Below are 23,348 nucleotides of genomic sequence, written 5' to 3'. Positions count from 1 at the left end.
TCTAACTTAATTTTACAATTCGCGTTATTTAATGTTGCTGATTAATTATCCACAATCTGCTGTACCAAAAAAGTATTTACTTGAACAACTTTATATATCGCCCTCCTATCTCGAAAAGCTGACAAAACAACTCAATCATTCATTAAATAAATTCCATTTAAGGATCGTATCTGTACAAAACTGCTGTGTTCTTGAAGGAAACGAATTATCTATCCGCCTTTATCTTTATTTTTTTCTTTCAGATACATTCGAAGGAGACGATTGGCCGTTTTCCTCTCTTGAATTAAATACACTAAAAAAGAAAAGTAAGGATGAGCACAGAGAAAAAAATCCAAAACAAGAAAAAAACATCTATTTATTACTTGCTTTATTCATATGTCGTAACAGACAACAGGCACGTTTTTCGAAAATTTCTCCTGAAATTACTGAATTAATGGATTTGTTGCAGCGTACACATGATTATTCAGAATGCTTTACTTCTTTTTCAGCGATTTATCCCTGTGAAGAGGTAGAAACGGAAAGAGCCTACTTCAATTATTTTTTCTATTGTTTTTTTCCAAATCAAATTTCATTCCAACAAAAACAGGTGATTGGTTTCTTATTTTCCACAAGCAAAAACCTTATTTGCCAACAAGTCGATCAATTGATGACTTACTTAACTCAACAGTTTCCTATCAATCATTTGGAAGACAAAAAACCGATCTATTTTTATTTTCTCGTACTAGCAGTTATTCTTTTGGAACTGTTAGGTGAATCTAGCAGTAGCTTTTCTACACTCTGTTTTCCAGAAACTACCTCCAATCAAACGGCTTCTTTTATACAGGAAAAAAAATTAAGAGAAAAAATCGACACAATTTTTTCAAACTCTAGAAAAAAAGTTCAATTAAGTCAATACCTTATTCAATTGATCCAACACTTATTACACACAGAAATGAAAGAACAATTACTCATCCACTTGCAGATAACCAAACCATTCACAGGGAATTACCATCTGCAAGATCATTTACAGAAACTATTTCGCAATGAAGCAATCAAGATTATCGAATGTCCTAAACATGCTGATTTGATTATTACAGATCAACATGAGAAAATATCAGCTGAAACGGAAACTTTCTATCTAGATACAAACCACGATACAGTATTATTCGGTGAGTTGATAAAAGCGATTCAAGAACTGTATATGAAAAAAAGATATGAGAATAAAACAAAGAGCGTGGGACAAAAGTAAAGAACACTTTTGTCTCACGCTCTAAACACGTATAAACGGCGGAAGCAGAAGCAACTCCTTCGGAAATAAGCTGAAATTCACAAAAATTTGAAAAGTAATTTTCGTGAATTTCTTCTTATTTCTTGGAGTTAAACGCTTCTGTCCCAGCCTCTTTATGTTAATCTCTTCGGTTGCCGCCGAACAATAAAATCAAGCGCAACAGCTGAAGGAATGTCGAAAGCGCTGCTGCAACGTAAGTCAATGCCGCTGCAAACAATACGTGTCTTGCCATCGGTACTTCTTCTTCCGTCAGCAGTCCGCCCTCACTCAAAATTTGGATTGCTCGACGAGATGCATTGAATTCAACTGGTAATGTCACCAATTGAAAGAGTAACGCTAAAGAAAAAGCAAAAATCCCGATATTGATCAACGTAGAGTTCCAACTAAGCAATACACCTACCATAATCAATGGGAACGAAATCATCGAACCAAAGTTAGCTGCGGGAACAAGTGCCGCACGGATCTTCAATGGGACATACCCCGAAGCATCTTGAACCGCATGTCCGCATTCATGAGCTGCTACACCTATCGCAGCAACTGAAGTAGATTGTGCAGTCGCTTGAGACAGGCTCAGCATCTTATTACCTGAATTGTAGTTATCTGTGAGATCTCCGGCAATTTGTTGAACGCCAACATCATTTATTTGTTGGCTTTGCAATATATATTGTGCTGCTTGTGTACCAGTCACGTTGTTTTTGCTTCTCACTTGATCATATTTGCGGAAAGTACTATTGACATAAGCTGACGCAATTCCGGAAATGACTAATCCAAGAATGACCAAAAGAAATGTCGGATCTAAAAAACCATACATTCCATAACCATACATTGTCGTTTCACTCCTTTTTGTTTCCTTTATTTTATCATTAGTAGCAAGAAAAGAATGTGAAAAGACCTTGAATATTCTTTAATTCTTTTTCACAAATTCCGATTTCAGTTTCATCGGTCCAAATCCTTCTACCTTGCAATCGATATTATGGTCGCCTTCTACTAAGCGGATGTTCTTGACTTTCGTTCCTTGTTTAATGGCACCTGATGCACCTTTTACTTTCAAATCTTTGATCACTGTCACGCTATCACCTTCTGACAGACGGTTTCCATCTGCATCTAATACCACTAATCCGTCTTCTATGACAGTTTTTTGCTCTTCTTTGCTCCATTCGTTCCCACATTCTGGGCAAATCAACAAACCTCGATCTTCATATGTGTACTCTGAGCCGCATTCTGGGCAATTTGGTAATGTCATCTTCTTTCTCCTTTAAAATCTTTAGTGAGCACTATTGTAACGGAAAAAGAAGATGTTGAAAAGATACATTTGTGATTTTTACCACAAAAGGAACGTTTTCGAATGAAGTTGTTACTTCGTTTCTCTACTCTTATACGATTGGCAAATGTCTTGAATCTCTTTATAGATTTCCTCTACTTCTGCTAAATCTTTTGCATTCGCACCACTTGCTAATGGGTGGCCTCCCCCATGATGGCGTTTCGCTAACTCATTGATGACTGGTCCCTTAGAACGTAAGCGTACGCGGTAATGTCCTGAAGGTTGCTGAACAAAAATACCCCAAGCTAGTACTTCGTCGATCACTCCAGGAAGAGAAACGATTGAAGCCGTCTCTGAATCATCGATGCCATATTTATCAAGAATTTCTTGCGGAAGGATTATTCTTCCTGCACCATTTTCATCCACCTGGATATTTTGATAAAGATAACCGGAAAGTTTAGCGACTTTCATCGGCATTTGCTCAATCTCTCTATTCAAAGCACTTGCATCAAATGGATAATTTCTCAATATCGATGCAATCTCTAATGTACGGGACGTCGTGGAGGGATACAAAAAGCGCCCTGTATCTCCGACGATTCCCGCATAAAGCAACCGTGCAGCTTCCACGTTCATCTTAAATAATTCAGGAAACATCAAAGCAAATTCTGCAATCATCTCACTACAACTGCTTGCTTTTGTATTTACCCACACAAGATCTCCATAAGGGTCATCATTGGGATGATGATCAATTTTGATCAGCTTTTCTGCTAACTGATATCTTTGATCACTGATTCTAGGTGAATTAGCTGTATCGGTCACGATGACTAGCGCTCCTTGATAAAAGGCATCTTCAACTTCTTGCATTTCTGCTAAAAAGCGAAGACCTTCAATCGTTTCACCTACTTGTCGTATTTCTTTTTCTGGGAAACTTTCCCGTAATAGTTCGGCTAATCCTACTTGTGATCCTAACGCATCAGGATCAGGGCGCAAATGCCTGTGGATAATGATTTTATCGTATTTTTTTATTGTATCTACTATTTCTTGCTGTACTGTCATTTCACTCCTGCTTTCTAAGAACGTTCCATTACTTGACAAACAACGATTGCTTTGGAAACGATGGTATTTTCAATAAATACTTCGATATCCAATTTAGCGGAACGTCTGCCGATTTCCAATACACGTGGACGAATGTCCAACTCGCTTTCCAATTGGATCAGCCGCAAATAATGTAGGTTCACTTGTTCAATCAAGATGTTTCGTTTTTGGTTCATCACCATTGTTTTTTGTGCGACATCAGAAATGATTTCGCTAAGCACGCCAAAAGAAATGGTTCCAACACCATTGACCATTTGTGGTGTCACTACAAATTTGAACTTAGGATTTTCCAAACGATTCCCTTCACGATCGGTATCAATCGTATGGATATTTCCAGATATCTGATCTGAAATCGTATCTGCAATCTGCGGTTGTCGCTGGACAAGCTGCATCGCTTTCATTACATCTTGCCGGGTAATCAAGCCTTCCAATGTCAAGTCATCGGAGACGACCGGCATGACCTCCAGCCCATCCCAGATCATTTGATGACTAACAGAAGCAATACTCATTGTTTTCTTTACACTAATTGGTTCTTTCGTCATCACTCGATCAATGATCTGATTTGGTGATTTCCCTAAAACGTCTTTTGCCGTAACGATCCCCATCAAACGGTGATGGCGATTAACGACTGGAAAACGTGAATGTTGCGTTTCTTCTGACAAACGTTGATAATCAGAAATCGTATCCATCTGATGCAAATAATGTGTCTTTTCCGCCGGCATGTAGATATCGCTAACAAGCATGATATCTTTTTTGATCAATTGGTCACTTAACGCTCGGTTGATCATGGTAGCGACTGTAAATGTATCATAAGAAGTGCGCAAGATTGGCATTTCAAGTTCATCGGCTAGCTTTGCAATCTCAGTAGTCGTATTGAATCCTCCTGTGATCAATACTGCAGCGCCATCTTCCAATGCTAATTTTTGGACTTCCGCCCGATTGCCGACGATCATCAGTGATCCTGGTGTAATATAGCGTTCCATGGCATGTTTAGTCATCGCACCAATGACAAATTTATTCAAGACCTTGTCTAATCCTGCCGAGCCACCTAAAACGTCCCCCTCAATAATCCTGACGACTTCGCCAAATGTCAAACGTTCAATATGTTTTTTTAATTTACGTTCGATACGGATCGTACCTACTCGTTGAATCGTTGAAACTAGTCCGACATTTTCCGCATCTTTGATTGCACGGTACGCTGTTCCTTCACTGACATTCAATTCTTTTGCGATGCTTCTTACAGAAATTCGATTGCCCACAGGTAAACTTTCAATATATTCTAAAATTAAATCATGTTTTGTCGCCATTTTCTGCCTACACTTCCAGCGTTTCCGAGACGCTCATTATTTTTCCTTCGCTATCTTCCAGTAATGCTACAAAAGATTCAGGATCTTGTTCAATGACAGGGAACGTATTGAAATGGATTGGAACGACTTTCTTGGCACGAATTGTTTGTGCAGCCCGAGCCGCATCCTCTGGTCCCATCGTATAGTTATCACCAATCGGCAAGAAAGCAACATCAATATCGAACTCTTCTGCAAGCAATCCTAAATCACTGAAATAAGCTGTATCTCCTGCATGATAAATCGTTTTGCCTTCTGCTTGGATAATGATCCCGCTAGGCTCACCCATATACTGAACGATACCGTCTACTTCATAGCTTGAACTATGCTGTGCATGTACGAATTTTACTGTGCCGAATGGAAATGCATGTTTTCCGCCGATATTCATACCGAAAGAATCTACTCCTCTGCTATTTGCATAATCAGCAATCTCAACAATACTAATAATCGTGGCTTGATTTTCTTTTGCAATAGGAATCATATCTCCTATATGGTCACTATGTCCATGAGTAATCAGCAACCAATCTGTCTTTACTTCTTCTGCAGTTAAATCTGACAACGGGTTTCCTGTAATAAACGGGTCAATCATCACACGTTGGCCATTTTCCATTTCAATCGTTAAACAAGAATGTCCATGATACGTAATTTTCATATTCTACACCTCACGTTTTCTCTGTATCTTTTTTATTAAAACCGATTTCATTACTTGCACATCAATGAAAAAATATAGTTAATAAATATATTTTCATTGGATTGATAGTACAGTATGCACAAAGCAATTGTAACAGATAATACAGGATGCACCAAGTACCAAGCAGATATAATCTCAAGTTTGAGCTCTCTGCTTGGCTCCCCTTCTCGTCACTTAACTAATTAAATCAGCGTAAATAGGATGGACGATTTTTTCTAAATCAGTTACTTTTATTTGGAGGCTTCTCCCGATTTCACCGCTCGACACAATCACTTCTTCTTTTTCTTTTAAAGAACTGTCTGCTAAAAAACAATAATCAGGATGTGCGAGTTTTATTCCAATAGGGGTATTCGCTCCGTGAGGATATCCGGTATGTGTTAAGACAAAATCCATCCCAGGAAAACCGACTTTACGATCGTTCGTCACTTGTCTCGTTTTTTTATAATCTAAATGATCATTCAAAGGAATCAATGCGATGATCACCCCAGTTTTGTTCCCTTTTACTACGAGAGTTTTACATATCAAAGCTGGATCAATCCCTCTTTTTTGTAGTTCTTCTGTGAAAGATCCCTCTACTATATGACTAAAATCAAGTGGTTGATAGCTGATTTTTTGTTCTTCTAAATAACGTTCGACTTTTGTTTGACTCATCATTGATCCACTCCCTTTATTCTATCGTTTATTATAAAGCGAAGGATACTGTATTCAAAAATCATTTGTTTCCCTCAAAAAAAGAGCAAGACGAGCACTCTATAGGGAGAGCCATCTTACTCTTTGTTTATTTCTTATTTCGACGTTGAGTAGCTTCCATAATGACTGGCAAGATCACAGGACGTCGTTTTGTTTGTTCAAATAAGTAACGACCTAATTGATCACGAATGTCTTGCTTTAATTTGCTCCACTCAAAATCATTGCTTTCTAAATGTTTCTCAACGATTGTTTCAATCATATTGCTACTTTCTTTCATCAGATCACGGCTAGCTTTTACGTAAACGAATCCTCGTGAAGTGATTTGAGGTTTTGAGATGATTTTCTTCTCTCTTCGGCTGATAGTGACAACCGCTACGAAAATCCCATCTTCTGATAAGATTTTCCGATCACGTAAAACAATGTTTCCGATATCGCCTATGCCTAAACCATCAATCATTACATTTTCTGCACTTGTAGTTCCTGCAACACTCATACGCTTATTCTTATATTCCAGCACATCTCCGCGTCCAGTAATATAGATATTTTTGTAAGGCATCCCTACTGCATGAGCCAAATCTGCGTGAGCAGCTAATTCCCGATATTCCCCTTGAACTGGCACAAAATATGTCGGCTTCATCAAATTGATCATCAATTGCAAATCATTAGGATTGGCATGACCAGAAACACGCATATTCTCAGAGATCAATTTCACTGTTCCACCAGCTCGATAAATGATATCTTCCGTTTTCGCCACGATTGTTTCCATCGCGATGCTTGGCGTAGTAGTGATATAAACCAAATCGCCTTCTTCGATCTTGACATTACGGTGTGTGCCGTTTGCCATTTTTTGCAGAGACTTGATGGGTTCACCCATTCGGCCAGTTTCTAAAATGATCAGTTCTTCTGGATCATAGTTTTTCATGTCTTTCAATGTAACAAGTAAATCTTCACTTGGTAATTGAAGTTTTTCTAAACGCATCGCTGTTCGAATAATTCGTTCAAAATCTTGACCAGTCAAGACAACTTTTCGTTGTGCTTTTTCTGCTGCGTCCAATACTTGTTGCACTCGTTGCAAATTACTTGCTACACAGGCGACGATGATGCGTCCTTCCCAATATTTGATTGTATCAAATACTTCATCTGCTATCTGAGCTTCAGAAGCTACTGGTTGAGGATTCTCTGCATTTGCCGATTCACTCAGTAAAGCTAAGACTCCTTCTTTGCCGATTTCTGCCAATCGTGCATAATCTGTTTGATACATCGGGATAGCCGTTTGATCAAATTTAAAATCTCCCGTATAAACGATACTACCTTCTTTTGTTTTCAGATTGATCCCCACTGAATCTGGTATCGTGTGAGTGGTACGGAAAAAGCTCACTACTGTTTCACCAAAGTCGATTTCTGTATGCTCATCTACCACATGGAAATCCTTAAATCCTTTGGCTGCTTCGTTACGACTGACATTCAATTTTGCTAACTCGATCGTCAACTCCGTTCCAAATACTGGTACAGAAATTTTCGACAACAAGTAGGGAAGCGCCCCGATCGCATCTGCGTGCCCATGTGTTAAAAAGACACCAGCTACACGATCAATGTTTTCTTCTAAATACGTAAAATCTGGGATGACGACGTCGATCCCCAACAACTCATTTTCAGGATATTTTAGCCCACAATCTAATATGAAAATATCCTCGCCCACTTCTGCGACATACATGTTTTTTCCATTTTCGCGAACGCCGCCTAATGGGATAATTTTAATGGTACTCACAAATTTCACCTCTTCTTATGACATCCAAGTTTAAAGATGTCGATTTTCTTCTTTATCTAAATTTACGAGCCATTCCAATGAAGCACATGCAAAATCACTAGTTCTCAACTTATGGAGAATCAGCAGGAAAATTACCAGCACATCCGCGTTCTGACAGTTGGTTGGGCATTTTATTTTGGATATACTTCATTAACAAAATGGATCTTTTGCGAAACGCTATAGCCAGAATACTTATATGAGTATTCGGCTGTTCCCCATTATTATACAACAAATGAACTAAATCGCTAGTATCAGCAATTGTTAGAATCACTAAACAAATGAAAATTCCTCTGTAACATCTAGGATTTCTTTTGCTGTTTCTCTTTCATCTCTTCTTCGTCGGTTTGAAACATACTTTTTTCATTTTACCACATTTTTTGCAATAACTATAGTGACTTTTTATATATGCAGAACCTCGTGTTGATGATGTGCAAACAGCATAAGATTTAAGCTAGCTTTAAGATTGGTTGTCTATTATCAAATGCATCTACTAGGAGGGATGCAAGATATGAATTTTATGAAACGTGCATGGAAAAGTACAAAAGTAAAATGGGGACGTTCATTGTTATTGTTTGCCGTGTTCACAGCCATTCTTATTTTTGTGCTAGCTGGCCTCACGATTCGAAGCGCTGCAGAAGAAGCAGCGAATCAAGCACAAAAAGAAGTTGGAGCAACAGTGACTTTAAGTGCCAATCGAGAAGCTTCATTTAAAAAACAGGAACAAACTTCTTCAAGCAATTCTACCGCTGAAGAACGTCCAGATCCGGGCAGTTTTTCTCTTACCCCAGTATCCTTAACGGACGCGGAAAAAATAGCTAAATTAGATAATGTAAAAAGCTATTCCTTTGAAAGTTCCGCCTCAGCTATGGCAAAAGATGGAATAACTGCCATCACTAGTTCTGATTCAAGTGAAGACAGTTCAGAAACTACCGATGCAGGCGGTGGTCCTGCCGGAGGAATGGGCGGAAATCCGCAAATGACTCAAGCAGATTTCCAAATCAGCGGTGTGTCAGCAACTGCACAAAATAGTACTTTTTCTGATGGAACAGCAAAAATCACGGATGGTGAAGGAATAGATGACAGCGACAAAGGCACAAACAACGTAGTCATTGATTCTACGCTAGCAGAAGCAAATGACCTGACAGTCGGAGATACTTTCACAATCACGAGTACTGAAGATGAAGATACCACTTATGAAATGACGGTCAAAGGAATTTATGAATCTAGCGAAACAAGTAGCAGTATGGGTATGAAATTCAACTTCATGAATCCGTCGAATACACTTTACACCTCTTATACTTTTGCAAATGAATTAAATGGGACATCTGACGATAACACGATAGATTCTGCTATTTACACTCTATCTGATCCAGATGAAATGGATGAGTTTCTCGAAAAAGCAGAGAAGCTGATCGACACAGATACATTTAGCTTACAATCAAATGATTCAATGTATCAGTCAATGTTGGAACCTTTAAACAATGTGGCAAGTTTTTCTAAAAATGTTGTTTTACTAGTGGCTGTAGCCGGCATTATCATACTTACTCTTATTATTATGATTACCATCCGGGAGCGTCGGCATGAGTTAGGCGTCTTGTTATCTTTAGGAGAATCCAGAAGTAAAATCATTCTCCAATTGTTTACCGAAGTTGCTATTTGTATGATTCTTGCATTAGGAGTTGCTTCGATTAGCGGGAACGTCGTCGCGAATGCCGTGGGGCAGCAGCTACTTGACCAACAGACAGAAACCACGACACAAGACCAACAAGCTCCTGGCGGTGGACAAATGCCAGGTAACGAACAAGGCGGTCAGCGTGGTGGTCAGCAAGGAAACACGAATAATCCATTTGCTGTTTCTGATCAAGTCAGCGAATTGGAAATCAATGTCAAACCTACACAATTAGGACTACTAGCCGGAGTAGCATTTGGAATCAGCCTGCTTTCTGTCTTTTTAGCTTCTATAGGGATATTAAGGTTAAACCCAAGAAAAATCCTATTAAATTAAAGGAGGAATTTGATGTTACGGACAGAACAATTGGGATTTTGGTATCAAGATCCGCAAGATGCGCTTTATAAAGATGTAGAACTGAATTTCGAAGCTGGAAAAATGTACGCTATTTTAGGAGCAAGTGGTTCTGGAAAAACGACTTTTCTTTCGCTTATTTCCGGATTAGATACACCAAAAGAAGGAAAGGTATACTATCAGGATCGTTCACTGAACAAAATCGGGTTAAGAAGTTATCGTCAAAATGATGTCTCGATTATTTTCCAAGCTTATAACTTGCTTCCTTATTTATCAGCTCTAGACAATGTCATAACAGCAATGGAGATTACTAAAACCAAACAAGAAAATTATCGTCAAGTTGCTTTAGATCGACTAGCTCGTGTAGGAATTGATGAAGTATTAGCAAAAAAACAGGTGACCAAACTTTCAGGAGGTCAGCAACAGCGAGTCGCTATCGTTCGTGCTATCTGTTGCGAACATCAACTGATTGTAGCTGATGAACCTACTGGGAATCTGGATGAGACCGCATCACAAGATATCGTTAAACTTTTCCAAGAAATCGCCCATGAACAAAATCGCTGTATTATCATCGTGACCCATGAGGTCGAAGTAGCAAAAAGCTGCGATGAAGTCTTTGAACTAAAAAATAAAGAATTTCAAAAAATAGAAGTTTAAAAAATAGAAGTTTAAAAAACAGGATAACTTTCAAACAAAAAATCCGAACCATATCTATGAAGCAGATACGGTTCGGATTTCTATTTGCTTGATTCATTTAGTAATGAACGTTGTTTATTTGTTTTCATCTTTTCGAGAGAATTTGTCTTTGATTTCATCGCCCAAATCACGAGCTTTTTCTTTGATATCAGAACCTAGTGATTGTGCTTTTCCTTCTGTTTCTTTGCTCTTGTCGTCTGTTGCTTTGCCGTATGCTTCTTTTCCTTTACCGACTACTTTGTCTTTCATGTCTTTAGAACGTCCTTTTAAATCTGCCATTGTGTTTCCTCCTCTTAATTTGTTTATTGATCTACTTTCAGGGTAACATCAACAACAGATACAGACAAACAGAACGCTCGTTTTCTAAAAAAGGATGCGTCAGATAGTGAATCAAAAACTTTTTTCGAAAGTTCCCCATACTTTGACTTCTTTTTCTTGGATCATTATTTCTCCTTTAGCAATAACTGTATCGATATCAAGCGTTTCTTTGTCCAAGATACACAAGTCTGCATCTGCGCCAATTTCAATTTTTCCTTTTTTATCCAATTTCAATATACGTGCTGGGTTACTGGTTATAGCTCGCAAGGCGATTTCCAGAGGAATATTTTCCTTTTGCACAGCTTCTTTGATCCCTACTAGCAATGCCTTAGCACTTCCTACTCCTAGCCCTAGGAAATGATTGTTTTCATCAAAATAAGGCAAGCTTCCTTGTCCATCTGAGGTCATCGTGAAATTATCTAAAGAAACATCTTCCTCAATCAATCGTTTCAGTGCTTTACTGAAGCGCACTTCCCCATCTGTCTTCTCCCAAAAATCAGGATCTTCGCTAGCGGTGAAGTCAATCGTGCCGCCACGTTTAGCAAATGCCACGCAAGCTTCAAATAATTCTGGTGTACGATTCGCATGAGTAGGCAAAAACTGTGTGATCGGAATTTCTGTTTCTTCTACAATTCGTGTCAATAACTCTAGCTTTCTTTTTCCTCCGCCTAAGTGGACATTGATGATCCCAGCTTTTCCCGACAACATGCCTCCTACACGAGCGTCTGCTGCTGCACGGGCGAACTCTTCAAAACTTGGCTGAGAAGAACGGTGATCGGATACTGCGATTTCTCCGATTCCGATGATTTTATCGATTGTTAAAAAGTCTTTGATGATCGAATCTGTTACTGTTTTTACCGGCAATCGGTACGAACCCTCGTACACATAAGTAGAGATTCCTTCTGCTTCAAGTCCTTTCGCTTTGCTGATCAAAGCAGTCATATCACGACCTTCTCCGTCTGTTCCCAAGCAACCGACAACTGTCGTTACACCAGCTGTAGTCAATTGACTTAATGTAACTTCTGGTGTTCGGTTTTGATAACCGCCTTCTCCTCCTCCGCCTAAAATATGGAAATGACAGTCAATGAAACCTGGAGTCAGTACTTTCCCCTCACCTGAAAGTTCTTCTACTTCTACTCCTTCATAGCCGCCTTCTAGCTGTTCTTCTACAGCCAAAATCTTCCCACCGGCAATCAATACGTCCATTTTTCCTAAGTAATCTGGTGCAAACACTTCAATTTGTCGGATGATCTTCATACATTTTTCCTCTTTCTTTAAGTATAGCTGATGATAGGATCTTAAAAAATAATCCAAACGATAGAATCTTTACTCCTTTGATTTTACCGTAAAATAACGGTTCTTGGAGTCATTTGTCTACTGTTTGGATTACTTTTTTATTTACTTATGTCTCCAGTACTACTGCAGACCGATCGCAATAGCAATCATGATGAAAATAGTTCCCAAAACAAACAGGAATCCTTGCATCTTGATTTGGAACCTTGCCCATTTTGCCCATTCGATTCGTGCAACACCTAACACACCAATCAAGCTAGCTGATACGGGCGTAAAAGCATCCATGAAACCAGAACCAAGCTGATAAGCAAGAACTGCTACTTGTCTAGATACACCGACTAAATCTGCCAATGGAGCCATAATCGGCATGGTCAAAGCTGCTTGTCCTGAATTTGATGTAACAACTAAGTTGAACAAACTTTGGAAGATGTACATCGCCCAAGCGCCAATGACAGCTGGCACACCGGTCAATGCCGTCCCGATTCCATGCAAAATCGTATTCAAAGCTGAAGGAACAGACGCATCGGATCCACCTAAGACGAGAAGGATTCCTTTGGCCATCCCTACTACGATTGCTGTACCAGCTAAATCAGCTGCACCAGATTGGAAAGAAGAAGCGATGTCATTGACTTTCATTCCATCTAGTTTGAAAAGAACAGCAATGATTCCGGCAACTAATCCCATCACAAAGAATTGAGAAGCGATTTCGGGGATGTAATAGCCTTTTTGAGTCACGCCCCAAACGATCCAAACAAGAACAGCTAACATCTCTACTAAAATCAGTTTATGGCCAAGCATGAATTTTTTATTTTCATCAGATGTCTTTTTGATATGAGAACGAAAATAATCATCTGATTTGTAAGTCAACGAACTTTCCGGTTTTTTACGGATTTTTTCTGCATATATCATCATATATCCAGCTGCTAAGGCAGTAACAACTACCCACATAATCAATCGGAATGTCGCACCAGACAACACTGGGATTCCAGCAATCCCTTGAGCCACAGCTACGCTAAACGGACTCATCCAAGAGGTCGCATTTCCGACTTGAGATGCGACATAAGTCACGGTTACTGCTACGATCGAGTCATATCCTAAGGCAATGACGAATGGAACCATCACCATTGAGAATGGAATTACCTCTTCTGCCATCCCAAATGTGGCGCCCCCGAATGAAAAAGCAAAGAATAATAGCGGTAAAGCTAAACGCTCCAGTCCCTTCGTTTTACTGATAAACGCATAGATTCCTGCATCAATCGCTCCGGTACGCATAATAATACCAAAAGCACCTCCGACAACAAGGATCAATGCAGCAATTCCTACAGCAGATCCATATTTATCTCCAGATACTAGACCTTCAAAAACAAAATTTAAGAAGCCAAAGCCACCAAAATCGTCTGTTCCCCATATTTTGGCTGTTTTATGCAATTTTTTAGAAGTATCATAGATATTTTCGCCATACTCATCATAAAGAACATCATCTGTTAAGGAAATTTCATCTAGTTTTTCTTGCGTAAGATTTTTTTCTCCGTCAGCAATGACTTTTTCCAATCCTTTTTCAGGAACATCCAATTTTTCACGTTCTGCTGGATGGTCTTGCAGTTCTTCTAATTGATCAAATACATACGATTTATCCAGCTCGTAAGCATAACGGAAGGAATCTTGGCGTAAAACAGTACGAGTACTTGTTTCGCCATTCGCATCTTTATATTCAATGTCTTGCGTGCTGAACTTTCCTGCTGGTACGACAAAAGTCAGTATCCATGCAAAGATGACTACACCAAAAATAATGACATACGTATGCGGTGTCGATAATTTAGTGAAGTCACGTTTCGGTTTTCCTGAAGAATTTGTTTTCTTCAAATTTATTTCTTCCTTTCTTTTCTCAGTAATTTTGATGAATAAAAAATGGATAATCAAATGAATTATACAGTAAAAATGTCAATTTCACATGAATAATTTATTAGAAAATCACTTTTTTCTATTTTGCTTTTTTTCTCATATGTATGACTATTTTTTTCTTTTTCCATTTATATTAAGTATTTTATTTCTCTGTTTTTCCTTAAAATTCTTTTTTTATTTTTAGATTAGCGGAAATCCCGTCCTGATTTTTTCATTTTATTATAATCGTGAATAAATTGTATTTCATTGCAAAAAAACAAAAAATAATAATAAATATCCATCTCATATCTTTCATTTTTTGTATATTTTCTTTCTATTAGAAAAAAGAATATTCTTCGACAATTTTGTTATATCAGGTAAACTTCATTGCAATAATGATAACAAATGTACTATAATTACGTTGTAAAGAGTTTTGGGGAAGACTCTTTCATCAACGTGTATTAAGAGACAAGAAAGAATCCATTCGGATTCTTTCTTGTCTCTTTTTCCGCTATTTTTTTGTCTATCTAGCATTACATATTTTTGTAGCTCTTTTTTTCTCATTGTGAAACAACTTATAAAAATAACGCACTTTCGAAAAAAAAGGCTGACCTCTGGAGCTAAACAAACTTAAAATAACAAAAAAATAAAAAATGATCATTACTGCTCTTCTTTAAAAATCGTTTTCTTTGTTTCAAACACTCCATATTTACGTGGAACACCATTTTTTTAAAGAAAATTTGGTCATTATGTGGAAAACTATTTTCCTCTTGTTTCCTGAACTAGCTGTTTTGCTGTAAAATACAAAACTTGTTGAAGCAAAAAGATCGTTGCAAGAGAGGCTGTTCCACAGATTGCTGGATCTAAATTCGGCAAAGTCAAGACTGCATCATGCAGATTGGCATGGTTATCCAAAACTAAATCAGCAAATTCAAATAATCTCAAACCACTGCTATGCTGGGACTTGATGCTTCGTGACAAATCAAACCCAGTAACAATGATCAAAGGATGTCCATTTTCTTTGATCCATTGAGCCAACTCAATGATTGCTGGATTTCTTCCTTCATTCGAAAGAAGAAGAAAAATGTCTTCTGGTTTGACAGAAAGCTCATCAATAATCGCTTGTCCTGCCCCTTCTAGCGTTTCATAGACACCTCCGGCTGGGTTCTCAATCAATATACTTGGCACAAGGTCCGGTGTTTGATCCCAAAATTCAAATGCTACACCACTTAGTGTGCGGCTAGCATATATCTGCAATCTGCCGCCTTGATTGATTTGTTTCGCAATCCAAGTTCCTGCTTGAACCATCAACGGCTCTTCTATCTTTAATTTCTCTTCCAATTGGTAATAATAGTCAAAATAACATAAACTCATTTTTCTCTCCCGCCTAGCTATACTTGACATGAATAGAAACAGCTGCCTAATCTAAGGAACTACATAAAAAACAGAAGATAAACAGTAACACATGCGGTCTTTGCTGTTTCAAACGCAAAAAAGGTATTGAACGAATACGCCCAATACCTTGACATAGCAAATAAAACAACGTGCAGACCATAGAAAATCTCTACATAGGGGTAGAATTTTCCCCTTAGATTAGGTACAATAAATAAGGTCGATGCACTGCATTGACTATGGCAAAATGATCGGTCAGGGTGTATGAGTGTGACTGGTCATTCCCTGATTCTTAGCGCCAACTAAGGGTCAGGGAGCCTTTTTTTATTCAGCTGTTTCTATCTGAACTCATTGTAAGTAATCTCTTATTCAAGTGCAAGTACGAAAATACAAAAAAACATTGGTATGATTTTTTTACAAATAAATAACATAAAAAAAGGAATGACTTGTCCCTATGTAGCAAGCATTCCTTTTTGAAAAGATTCTTTTAAATAAGTAAAAAAGTTTTTTTTCACCAATTAAATAAATCTCTCAACTCAATAATTTATCCATTCTTTTATCTTTTTTTGCGTATACATACTAAATATTACCGTCTTCTTCTCGCTCTTCTGCTTTGTTCTGGAGAATCTGTACTAGAAAAAGTAGCGGCATGTCTACCCTTTTTTCCGATCCGAGACTTTCTTTTCCTATAAGGAATATAAATGATCAGATACAATACAGCAAAAAATAAGGCAAATATGCAAGCTTCCCAACTACCTAACGCCAGTTCAATCATCAAGCTAGCAACTGCAACAGACGCTGCATACCAGATAAAAATCAGGAATCTTTCTTTTTTTCTGACCATTTTGAACATGATAAATAGACTAATGAGCAATAGCGGTAACACAAATACCCAGTTACTTCCTTCCATCAGCCACTTGAGTATATCAAGTAGCGACTGCGCAACAGCGACTAATTTTCCCATAGTGGACACACACCTTTTTTATAATTAAAAAAATTCGCCTTTTTATTCTACTATGAATCTTCTGGATTGGCTTTCATTTCTCTTATGTAATCATTTTCTTTTATGTAACTTAAAAAAAAATTAAACCATTAGCAGAAAATTTCCTAAATATATTCACGAAAGTCTTTTTTTATCTTTCATTTTTCCTCGTCTTCATTCACTTAACGTCAAAAAATAAAAACGACAGTTGCGCAAATGACGCACAAGCTGCCGCTTTAACACCCATTTGATTTTTATTCTCAGCAGGTCACTTATTTCCAGTTAATTTTCTGTTCTTAGCTCTTTGCCCAACTGGATAATATATGCGCTTAACGATGCACCGATTTCCGGATGATGAAGTCCATATTCAATATTTGTCTTCATATATCCTAGCTTATCGCCTACATCATATCTTTTTCCTTTAAATTCTCTCGCATAGACCGCTTCTGTTTGGTTAAGGGTCTGGAGCGCATCCGTTAGTTGTATCTCGTTCCCTGCTCCTGGTTCTTGAGTTGCTAATATCTCAAATATTTTGGGAGTCAGCAGATAACGTCCGATAATGGCTAAATTGCTTGGTGCTTTTCCAAGTTCAGGTTTTTCTACAAAACCATTTACTCTGCAACGTCCCTTTTCGTTATCCGTTTTAGGATCAATAATTCCATATTTAGAGGTTTCATTTTCTGGTACACGCATGACGGCAACAGCAGAAGATTGTGTTTCTTCATAATCCATCATCAATTGTTGAGTCAGTGGGATATCATCTTTCATCAAATCATCCCCGAGCATGACAACAAATGGTTCATTCCCTATGAATGCTTTTGCTTGAAGAACGGCATCCCCCAGTCCTCTTGGATGAGATTGACGGATGAAGTGAAGATTGACATGAGTCGTTTCTTCAACTAAAGCGAGTAGTTCTGTTTTTTCCTTTTCTCGCAAATTGTTTTCCAATTCGATATTTGCATCAAAATGATCTTCGATGGGTCTCTTTTCTTTTCCCGTTACGATCAAGATATCTTCAATTCCCGAATTCAATGCTTCTTCCACAATAAATTGGATCGTTGGCTTATCCACGATTGGAAGCATTTCTTTTGCCATGGCTTTTGTTGCCGGCAAAAAACGTGTTCCTAGCCCAGCGGCAGGAATAACTGCTTTTTTGACCTTCACTTGCTGTTCCTCCTAAACGACGATTACCTGTTAATCATCTATTTAACGAAGAGAAAATTCATTCTCCATTTTTCCGTCACGTAGCATGATTTCTTTTGCGGCTTTTTTAATATCTTCTCCATTATACAAAACATTATAGATGGTTTGAGTAATTGGCATCTCAACACCTAGCTGTTGTGCTAGCTCGACTGCTGCTTTTGTCGTTGCCACACCTTCAACGACCATTCCCATGTTTTCCAAAACTTCTTCCAGTTTATGCCCTTGTCCTAGTAAGTTACCGGCACGCCAATTACGGGAATGAACACTTGTACAAGTAACAATCAAATCCCCAACGCCGCTCAAACCGATAAACGTCAGCGGATTGGCACCCATTGCTACACCAAGACGACTAATTTCTGCTAATCCGCGAGTCATGATTGCCGCTTTTGCATCGTCTCCGAACCCTAGCCCATGGATAGCACCGGTACCAATAGCAATGATATTTTTTAATGCTGCGCCAGTTTCTACACCAATCACATCATTATTTGTATAAATCCTGAAATAATCATTCATGAATAATTCTTGTACATAAGCAGCTGCTTTTTGATCAATACTTGCAGCTGTAATCGTTGTGATATCATGAACTGCTACTTCTTCCGCATGACTAGGGCCAGATAATACGACGATTGCCTGTCGTTTATCTTCTGGAATTTCTTCAGCCAAAAATTCTGAGATTCGTTTATGCGTATCTTGTTCTAGGCCTTTACTTGCATGGATAATGACGGGCTTAGTATTCATTTTACCAATAAGTTCCTGAGCGACTGAACGGATCGCTTTTGTCGGAACGACAAACAAAATAGCATCTGCGTCATCCACTGCTTCTGCCAATTCTTTATATCCGATAATCGATTCTGGAATCGTCAAATCAGGTAAAAAATGTTGGTTTGTATGATACGTATTGATTTCGTCAATCTGTTCAGGTACATTTCCCCAAATACGGACATCATGCCCGTTTTCTGCCAATGTCTGTGCTAAAGCAGTGCCCCATGATCCAGGACCAAGAACTGCGATTTTTTGTTTCATGGATATTCCTCCAAATAAATAATTGATAATTTCCATTATAGTATACATTTCTTAAAGTTTGGACTAATTTCCATTGTTTTTAAGTGTTTGTTTAATTCTTTTATCGACTTTCACTTAAAATAATCTATTTAATGTTGCAATAGCGTACATTTTAATTTTTTTCTTTTTACACTTGTTATACTTTATTTGTCACTAAGAGAAAGGAGGTTTGACTATGTTTCCATTACCCTTACCATTGGGAGGCTGGGAAGTTTCTCCTAACAACCCTTAATTGAAGCTACATACAAGAAGAGGCTGGGACAGAAGCGTTTAACTCTAAGAAATAAGAAGAAATTCACGAAAATTGCTTTTCAAATTTTTGTGAATTTCAGCTTATTTCCGAAGGAGTTGCTTCTGCTTCCGCCGGTTATACGTGTTTAGAGCGTGAGACAAAAGTAAAGAACACTTTTGTCTCACGCTCTTTGTTTAAGTCAACACATGGTAGAAATTTTGATAACAGTCGTATCCTCCTTATTCCGAGTAAATGATGTGACATGCAGTTATACATCAGGCTTATCGTTTCTTGATACACAGTGTTCAATCAGCTCACCCTCGATATTAGATTAAAAAACGGCAAAATATGAAAAACTATTTTGCCGTTTTGTTTCTGTAATATTTAGGTCAAAATACTGATTCCACAACCGCTTGATATAAACGGTGTTACAGAAGTAGCCTCTATCACGACCTCATCATCAACTTATTTTTTGCCATAAAGAGAAGGCCGTATCTGGTGCCCAATGTGCGGCTGCAATATGCGCTTGCACGCAACGATATTGAATACCATTATATGTGACTATGTCTCCTACTTGATAAAAAGTACCGACTGTCCAAGAATTTCCTTGGCCGTTCTCGTCTAGGGTTCTTGCCGTGACAGACTGGCTTAGTAAAGAAGCGCCTGTCTGATTGACTGCACGAACTTGATAGCGATACGCAGTAGAAGCTGTCAAATTTTGATCTTCAAATACAGCGGTTTGTGAGGTAGCGATCTTCTTGCCATCTCTGTATATTTCATAATAAAGTACTTCTTCCAATAAGCTGTTTTCTTGCCATACCAAACGAACTGTTGATTGTGTCACATGATTGATGCTCAACCCGTTTGGTATAGAAGGTGCTGGTAAAACTGCTGCTTCTTGAGTGCGAATGTTCAAATCATCAGAACGTGCAGAAATATTTCCTGATGTATCGACAGCTTCAATCGTATAAGAATAAGTCGTTTCTGGTTGTAAACCTGTATGTATATAATTCGTAGTGTTGCTTGTTCCTACTAATCGATTGTTTTCATAAATATTATAATGTGACACACGGACGTTATCTGTTGATTCAGTCCAAGACAATGTGACCGTCGTACTTGTTGCTGTTCCTCGAAGATTGGCCGGTTTAGAAGGTTTCTCTGTATCTGGTTCTTGTTCCTTAAATAGATTTTGATAAGCTTTCGCAAATGATTCATTATAAGAAATACCAGCTGAGTTTACCCCTTCGTCCCAGTTCACGCTCCAAGTCATCAAACCTTTTAAAGGTGTACGTTCTTTTTCCATTTGTTCGAATACTTGATAGACAACGGATGGATCTTGCACATAACCGTTGGCTGCCGCATCGTTATTTGCTGGAATCCCCAAAGCCAGACGATCTGCTGGTATCCGAATGTATCCACTCTCTCCGTTATGCAAGGCTTTTGACATACCATATAAGAAATCATATTTTCGACTGTCATTGTTCTGAGCAATCCATTCGTCGCCCACGCTTAATCCGTCGCCCGCCTGATTATATAGTTGTGGTGCAATAAAATCGTACTCATTTTCTAATGCAGTGATATATGGGACATAGCCTCCCGCTGTTCTCAAATAAGGGAATTCAGGTGCCATAGAAATAATAAAGTGTTTTCCTTGCTTTTTATAATGATCTCGCACGATTTTCAACGCTTCTGGAATCACTTGCTGGTTATCACCTGCCGTAATGGCGCTTTGTTCTAAATCAATGTCTAACCCATCAAATCCATAGGTTTCTACCAATCGAATCACTTCATCTGCAAATGCTTGTTCTTGCCCTCGATACAATTCGATATGGGAATCCGCTCCGCCTAGAGAAATGATAACTGAGCGTCCTTCTTCATTTAGGGCAGCCACTTTGCTTCTGAATTCTTCATCACTCATATTAAATGGCTCAAATGTAGGAATCCCTTCGCCTTTCATAAAAGATACTGCGATGACATTATAAAACGGATTGATCTTTCCTATGTCTGTCTCTGCTGGTTTCCCACCTCTATATCCCGCACCTTGCTCTGGTACCCAATTATGATAATAACCAACAGCAATTTGCTTTTCTGAGATATCCGGCATCAATGCCGCAGAATCTTGTGCAGCATATATAGTTTGTCCACCTCCAGCGAAACAGCCGATTGCTGCCAATGACAGCCAAAAAATTTTTTTCATTCATCATACCTCCTAATATTTGGTAACTATAGTTTATTTTAACAACGACTGTTTTTCATTTTTTGTATGTTATTACAACATAAATAAAAATTGCTTTTAAAGAATGAGCACTTTTTATCAAAAATAGTGCATAATTGACATTTTCGTCCTTAGATAACAGCCTTGTGTTATCTTATATTCATAAAAAACGTATGGAGGTAACTTACATGATAAAACATGCTTCTTTAATTCGAAAACTAAGAAAAGAACGTGGACTGACACAAGCTCAATTAACAGAGGGGCTTTCTCAGCGAGGGACATTAGCTGCTTTTGAATCTAGAGGAACAAAAATCAGTTTTGAATTGTTAGTGGATTACCTTGAACGGATGAATGTCACACTTGAAGAATATCAATTTTTGCTGAACAACAATACTCTTACAGGTAAACAAAAACTTTCTAATTACCTGATCACAACAAAATATTTAACAAAAGAGCAAGAGAATGAACTACTAAAAGAATATAAAAAAACTGGGAATATTTATTATCGCCTGCTATATACGCAACGTATACTAATTGATCAATATCTGGGAAACCGAAAACTCACTCGTTCGGAAACTTTGACAGAAGTTTCTATTATCAAAAAGTACTTGGAAGGTATCGATACATGGGGACACTATGAACTTTCTATTTTTTCCAATTGTTTATTTATATTCGATGACGAGTATATTTATCATTCTTTTCAGCGTAGTGTCACAAAAATGAAAGCATACGTCGATACTGCTCATTATTCCGAATTATTATCAAATTTTCTTTTGAACGGGATACATCTATCTTTTCATCGTTCTTCTGTTTTTCTTAGAAAACTATTTTTAGGAGAATGGAAAAAAGTAAGTGACCGTTATAAACATACGTTAGACTTAGCCCGTTACAAAGCATTCACTGCTTTAGCTCTATTAGCAGATGGCAATGAACGAGCACTAGAAGAAATTGACGAAGCAATCCATTTCTTTGAATGGCTAGGACTAGAGGAAGTGAAAGAAGAGATCATTGAATTGAGAGATTCTCTTTTGAAAAAAACTATACATAAAAATGATAAGGCTATTTATCAATAGTCATTCTTCTAGTTTTTTATTTTTGTTGCAATACCATACAAAAAAATAATATTTAAATAATACATTTTATACTATCTTACGAAAAGGAAACCTTTTCTTAAAATATTTTATCTAACTGGAGGAATCATCAAATGAAAAAAAGTACTTTATTGGGATTAGGAATGTTACTTGCTACAACAGGAATCGCCGCTTTGTCTTCTGTAGATGTCTCGGCTCATGGCTATGTTTCACAACCTATCAGCCGTGGCTATCAAGGTGCTCTAGATAGTAGGAATAATTGGCAAAGTGCTTTTGAAAAGTATGGTCGTATCATCAACGAACCACAATCTTTAGAGGCACCAAAAGGATTCCCTTCGGCTGGACCTGCAAATGGTCGGATTGCTTCTGCTAATGGTGCAGTAGGTGACTTTGTTTTGGATAAACAAACAGCTACGTTATGGACAAAAAACAACTTAACTACTGGGGCAAACCGATTCACTTGGCATTTCACAGCTGACCACGCAACGACGAAATGGCACTATTACATGACTAAAAATGGTTGGAATCCAAATGCCCCATTGAATAGAAATGACCTGGAATTCATTGGTGAAGTAAATAATGGTGGTAATTCGTCTATTACTAATCCGACTCATACAATCAATATTCCTAGCAATCGTCTGGGGTATCATGTCATTTTAGCAGTTTGGGATGTAGCTGACACAGATAACGCATTTTATAATGTAATCGATGTCAATGTTCAAAATCGTAATGCATTAACTGACTTGGAAAACAACTAAAAAATAAAGGGAGCAGTTGTCGCTGCTCTCTTTATTTTTTATATTCTT

Annotated in this window: 19 protein-coding genes and 1 pseudogene; 5 read left to right on the top strand and 15 right to left on the bottom strand. The window is 38.0% G+C overall.

Annotated features, from left to right (window positions below; all coding sequences use genetic code 11):
- Positions 1 to 25 precede the first annotated feature (25 nt).
- Positions 26 to 1,228, top strand: a pseudogene (locus HMPREF2731_RS08420) (helix-turn-helix domain-containing protein); the annotation flags it as partial.
- Positions 1,229 to 1,385: 157 nt separating this feature from the next.
- Here HMPREF2731_RS08420 and HMPREF2731_RS08415 read toward each other — a convergent pair.
- The 7 genes from HMPREF2731_RS08415 to HMPREF2731_RS08385 all read right to left on the bottom strand — a co-directional run bounded on the left by HMPREF2731_RS08415 (position 1,386) and on the right by HMPREF2731_RS08385 (position 8,115).
- Positions 1,386 to 2,093, bottom strand: a complete 708-nt coding sequence (locus HMPREF2731_RS08415) for a zinc metallopeptidase (RefSeq protein ID WP_002310178.1) — start codon at positions 2,091 to 2,093, stop codon at positions 1,386 to 1,388.
- Positions 2,094 to 2,171: 78 nt separating this feature from the next.
- On the bottom strand, positions 2,172 to 2,510 hold the full coding sequence (locus HMPREF2731_RS08410) for a zinc ribbon domain-containing protein YjdM (RefSeq protein WP_070872729.1): 339 nt from the start codon (positions 2,508 to 2,510) through the stop codon (positions 2,172 to 2,174).
- 111 nt (positions 2,511 to 2,621) lie between these two features.
- Entirely contained in the window at positions 2,622 to 3,584 is a 963-nt protein-coding gene (locus HMPREF2731_RS08405) for a DHH family phosphoesterase (RefSeq protein WP_002291016.1), read from the bottom strand.
- Between the two features lie 14 nt (positions 3,585 to 3,598).
- Entirely contained in the window at positions 3,599 to 4,930 is a 1,332-nt protein-coding gene (locus tag HMPREF2731_RS08400; protein WP_002310176.1) for a DRTGG domain-containing protein, read from the bottom strand.
- 7 nt (positions 4,931 to 4,937) lie between these two features.
- Entirely contained in the window at positions 4,938 to 5,618 is a 681-nt protein-coding gene (locus HMPREF2731_RS08395) for a metal-dependent hydrolase (protein WP_002310175.1), read from the bottom strand.
- Positions 5,619 to 5,831: 213 nt separating this feature from the next.
- On the bottom strand, positions 5,832 to 6,311 hold the full coding sequence (locus tag HMPREF2731_RS08390; RefSeq protein ID WP_073490485.1) for a YbaK/EbsC family protein: 480 nt from the start codon (positions 6,309 to 6,311) through the stop codon (positions 5,832 to 5,834).
- A 124-nt stretch (positions 6,312 to 6,435) separates the two neighbouring features.
- Positions 6,436 to 8,115 carry a ribonuclease J gene (locus HMPREF2731_RS08385; protein WP_002287130.1) on the bottom strand — a complete coding sequence of 560 codons (1,680 nt, stop codon included), beginning with the start codon at positions 8,113 to 8,115 and terminating at the stop codon, positions 6,436 to 6,438.
- 547 nt (positions 8,116 to 8,662) lie between these two features.
- Between HMPREF2731_RS08385 and HMPREF2731_RS08380 the strand changes: the two genes are divergently transcribed.
- Both HMPREF2731_RS08380 and HMPREF2731_RS08375 read left to right on the top strand, forming a co-directional pair.
- A complete protein-coding gene (locus HMPREF2731_RS08380; RefSeq protein ID WP_065772655.1) occupies positions 8,663 to 10,159 on the top strand; it encodes an ABC transporter permease in 1,497 nt (498 codons plus the stop codon).
- A gap of 12 nt (positions 10,160 to 10,171) precedes the next feature.
- Complete coding sequence (locus tag HMPREF2731_RS08375) at positions 10,172 to 10,834, top strand: ABC transporter ATP-binding protein (RefSeq protein WP_047928053.1); 663 nt, start codon at positions 10,172 to 10,174, stop codon at positions 10,832 to 10,834.
- A 114-nt stretch (positions 10,835 to 10,948) separates the two neighbouring features.
- On the opposite strand, the gene HMPREF2731_RS08370 is transcribed toward HMPREF2731_RS08375, so the two are convergent.
- The 8 genes from HMPREF2731_RS08370 to HMPREF2731_RS08335 form a co-directional block, all read right to left on the bottom strand.
- Positions 10,949 to 11,152, bottom strand: a complete 204-nt coding sequence (locus HMPREF2731_RS08370) for a CsbD family protein (RefSeq protein ID WP_002291027.1) — start codon at positions 11,150 to 11,152, stop codon at positions 10,949 to 10,951.
- Positions 11,153 to 11,263: 111 nt separating this feature from the next.
- Positions 11,264 to 12,448 (bottom strand): beta-aspartyl-peptidase, encoded by a 1,185-nt coding sequence (gene iadA, locus HMPREF2731_RS08365; RefSeq protein ID WP_002310168.1) that lies wholly within the window; start codon positions 12,446 to 12,448, stop codon positions 11,264 to 11,266.
- 159 nt (positions 12,449 to 12,607) lie between these two features.
- Positions 12,608 to 14,347 (bottom strand): putative basic amino acid antiporter YfcC, encoded by a 1,740-nt coding sequence (gene yfcC / locus HMPREF2731_RS08360; protein WP_002291032.1) that lies wholly within the window; start codon positions 14,345 to 14,347, stop codon positions 12,608 to 12,610.
- Between the two features lie 777 nt (positions 14,348 to 15,124).
- Entirely contained in the window at positions 15,125 to 15,739 is a 615-nt protein-coding gene (locus tag HMPREF2731_RS08355) for an SIS domain-containing protein (RefSeq protein ID WP_070872727.1), read from the bottom strand.
- Positions 15,740 to 16,343: 604 nt separating this feature from the next.
- Entirely contained in the window at positions 16,344 to 16,721 is a 378-nt protein-coding gene (locus HMPREF2731_RS08350) for a hypothetical protein (protein WP_002291036.1), read from the bottom strand.
- Between the two features lie 300 nt (positions 16,722 to 17,021).
- Positions 17,022 to 17,903: a UTP--glucose-1-phosphate uridylyltransferase GalU gene (gene galU / locus HMPREF2731_RS08345; protein WP_002310162.1), complete on the bottom strand. Its 882-nt coding sequence runs from the start codon at positions 17,901 to 17,903 to the stop codon at positions 17,022 to 17,024.
- A gap of 42 nt (positions 17,904 to 17,945) precedes the next feature.
- Entirely contained in the window at positions 17,946 to 18,965 is a 1,020-nt protein-coding gene (locus HMPREF2731_RS08340) for an NAD(P)H-dependent glycerol-3-phosphate dehydrogenase (RefSeq protein WP_070872725.1), read from the bottom strand.
- A 731-nt stretch (positions 18,966 to 19,696) separates the two neighbouring features.
- Positions 19,697 to 21,433 (bottom strand): fibronectin type III domain-containing protein, encoded by a 1,737-nt coding sequence (locus tag HMPREF2731_RS08335; RefSeq protein ID WP_070872723.1) that lies wholly within the window; start codon positions 21,431 to 21,433, stop codon positions 19,697 to 19,699.
- Positions 21,434 to 21,639: 206 nt separating this feature from the next.
- Here HMPREF2731_RS08335 and HMPREF2731_RS08330 point away from each other — a divergent pair, with 206 nt between their 5' ends.
- Together HMPREF2731_RS08330 and HMPREF2731_RS08325 are read left to right on the top strand one after the other, a co-directional pair.
- Positions 21,640 to 22,524, top strand: a complete 885-nt coding sequence (locus tag HMPREF2731_RS08330) for an Rgg family transcriptional regulator (protein WP_002310160.1) — start codon at positions 21,640 to 21,642, stop codon at positions 22,522 to 22,524.
- Between the two features lie 131 nt (positions 22,525 to 22,655).
- On the top strand, positions 22,656 to 23,300 hold the full coding sequence (locus tag HMPREF2731_RS08325; protein ID WP_002291044.1) for a lytic polysaccharide monooxygenase auxiliary activity family 9 protein: 645 nt from the start codon (positions 22,656 to 22,658) through the stop codon (positions 23,298 to 23,300).
- Positions 23,301 to 23,348 lie beyond the last annotated feature (48 nt).

It is taken from the genome of Enterococcus sp. HMSC072F02, assembly GCF_001837725.1.
Lineage (GTDB): Bacteria > Bacillota > Bacilli > Lactobacillales > Enterococcaceae > Enterococcus_B > Enterococcus_B lactis.
Note: the sequence above shows the minus strand (reverse complement) of the source record. Positions and strands in the feature narration are given on the sequence as shown.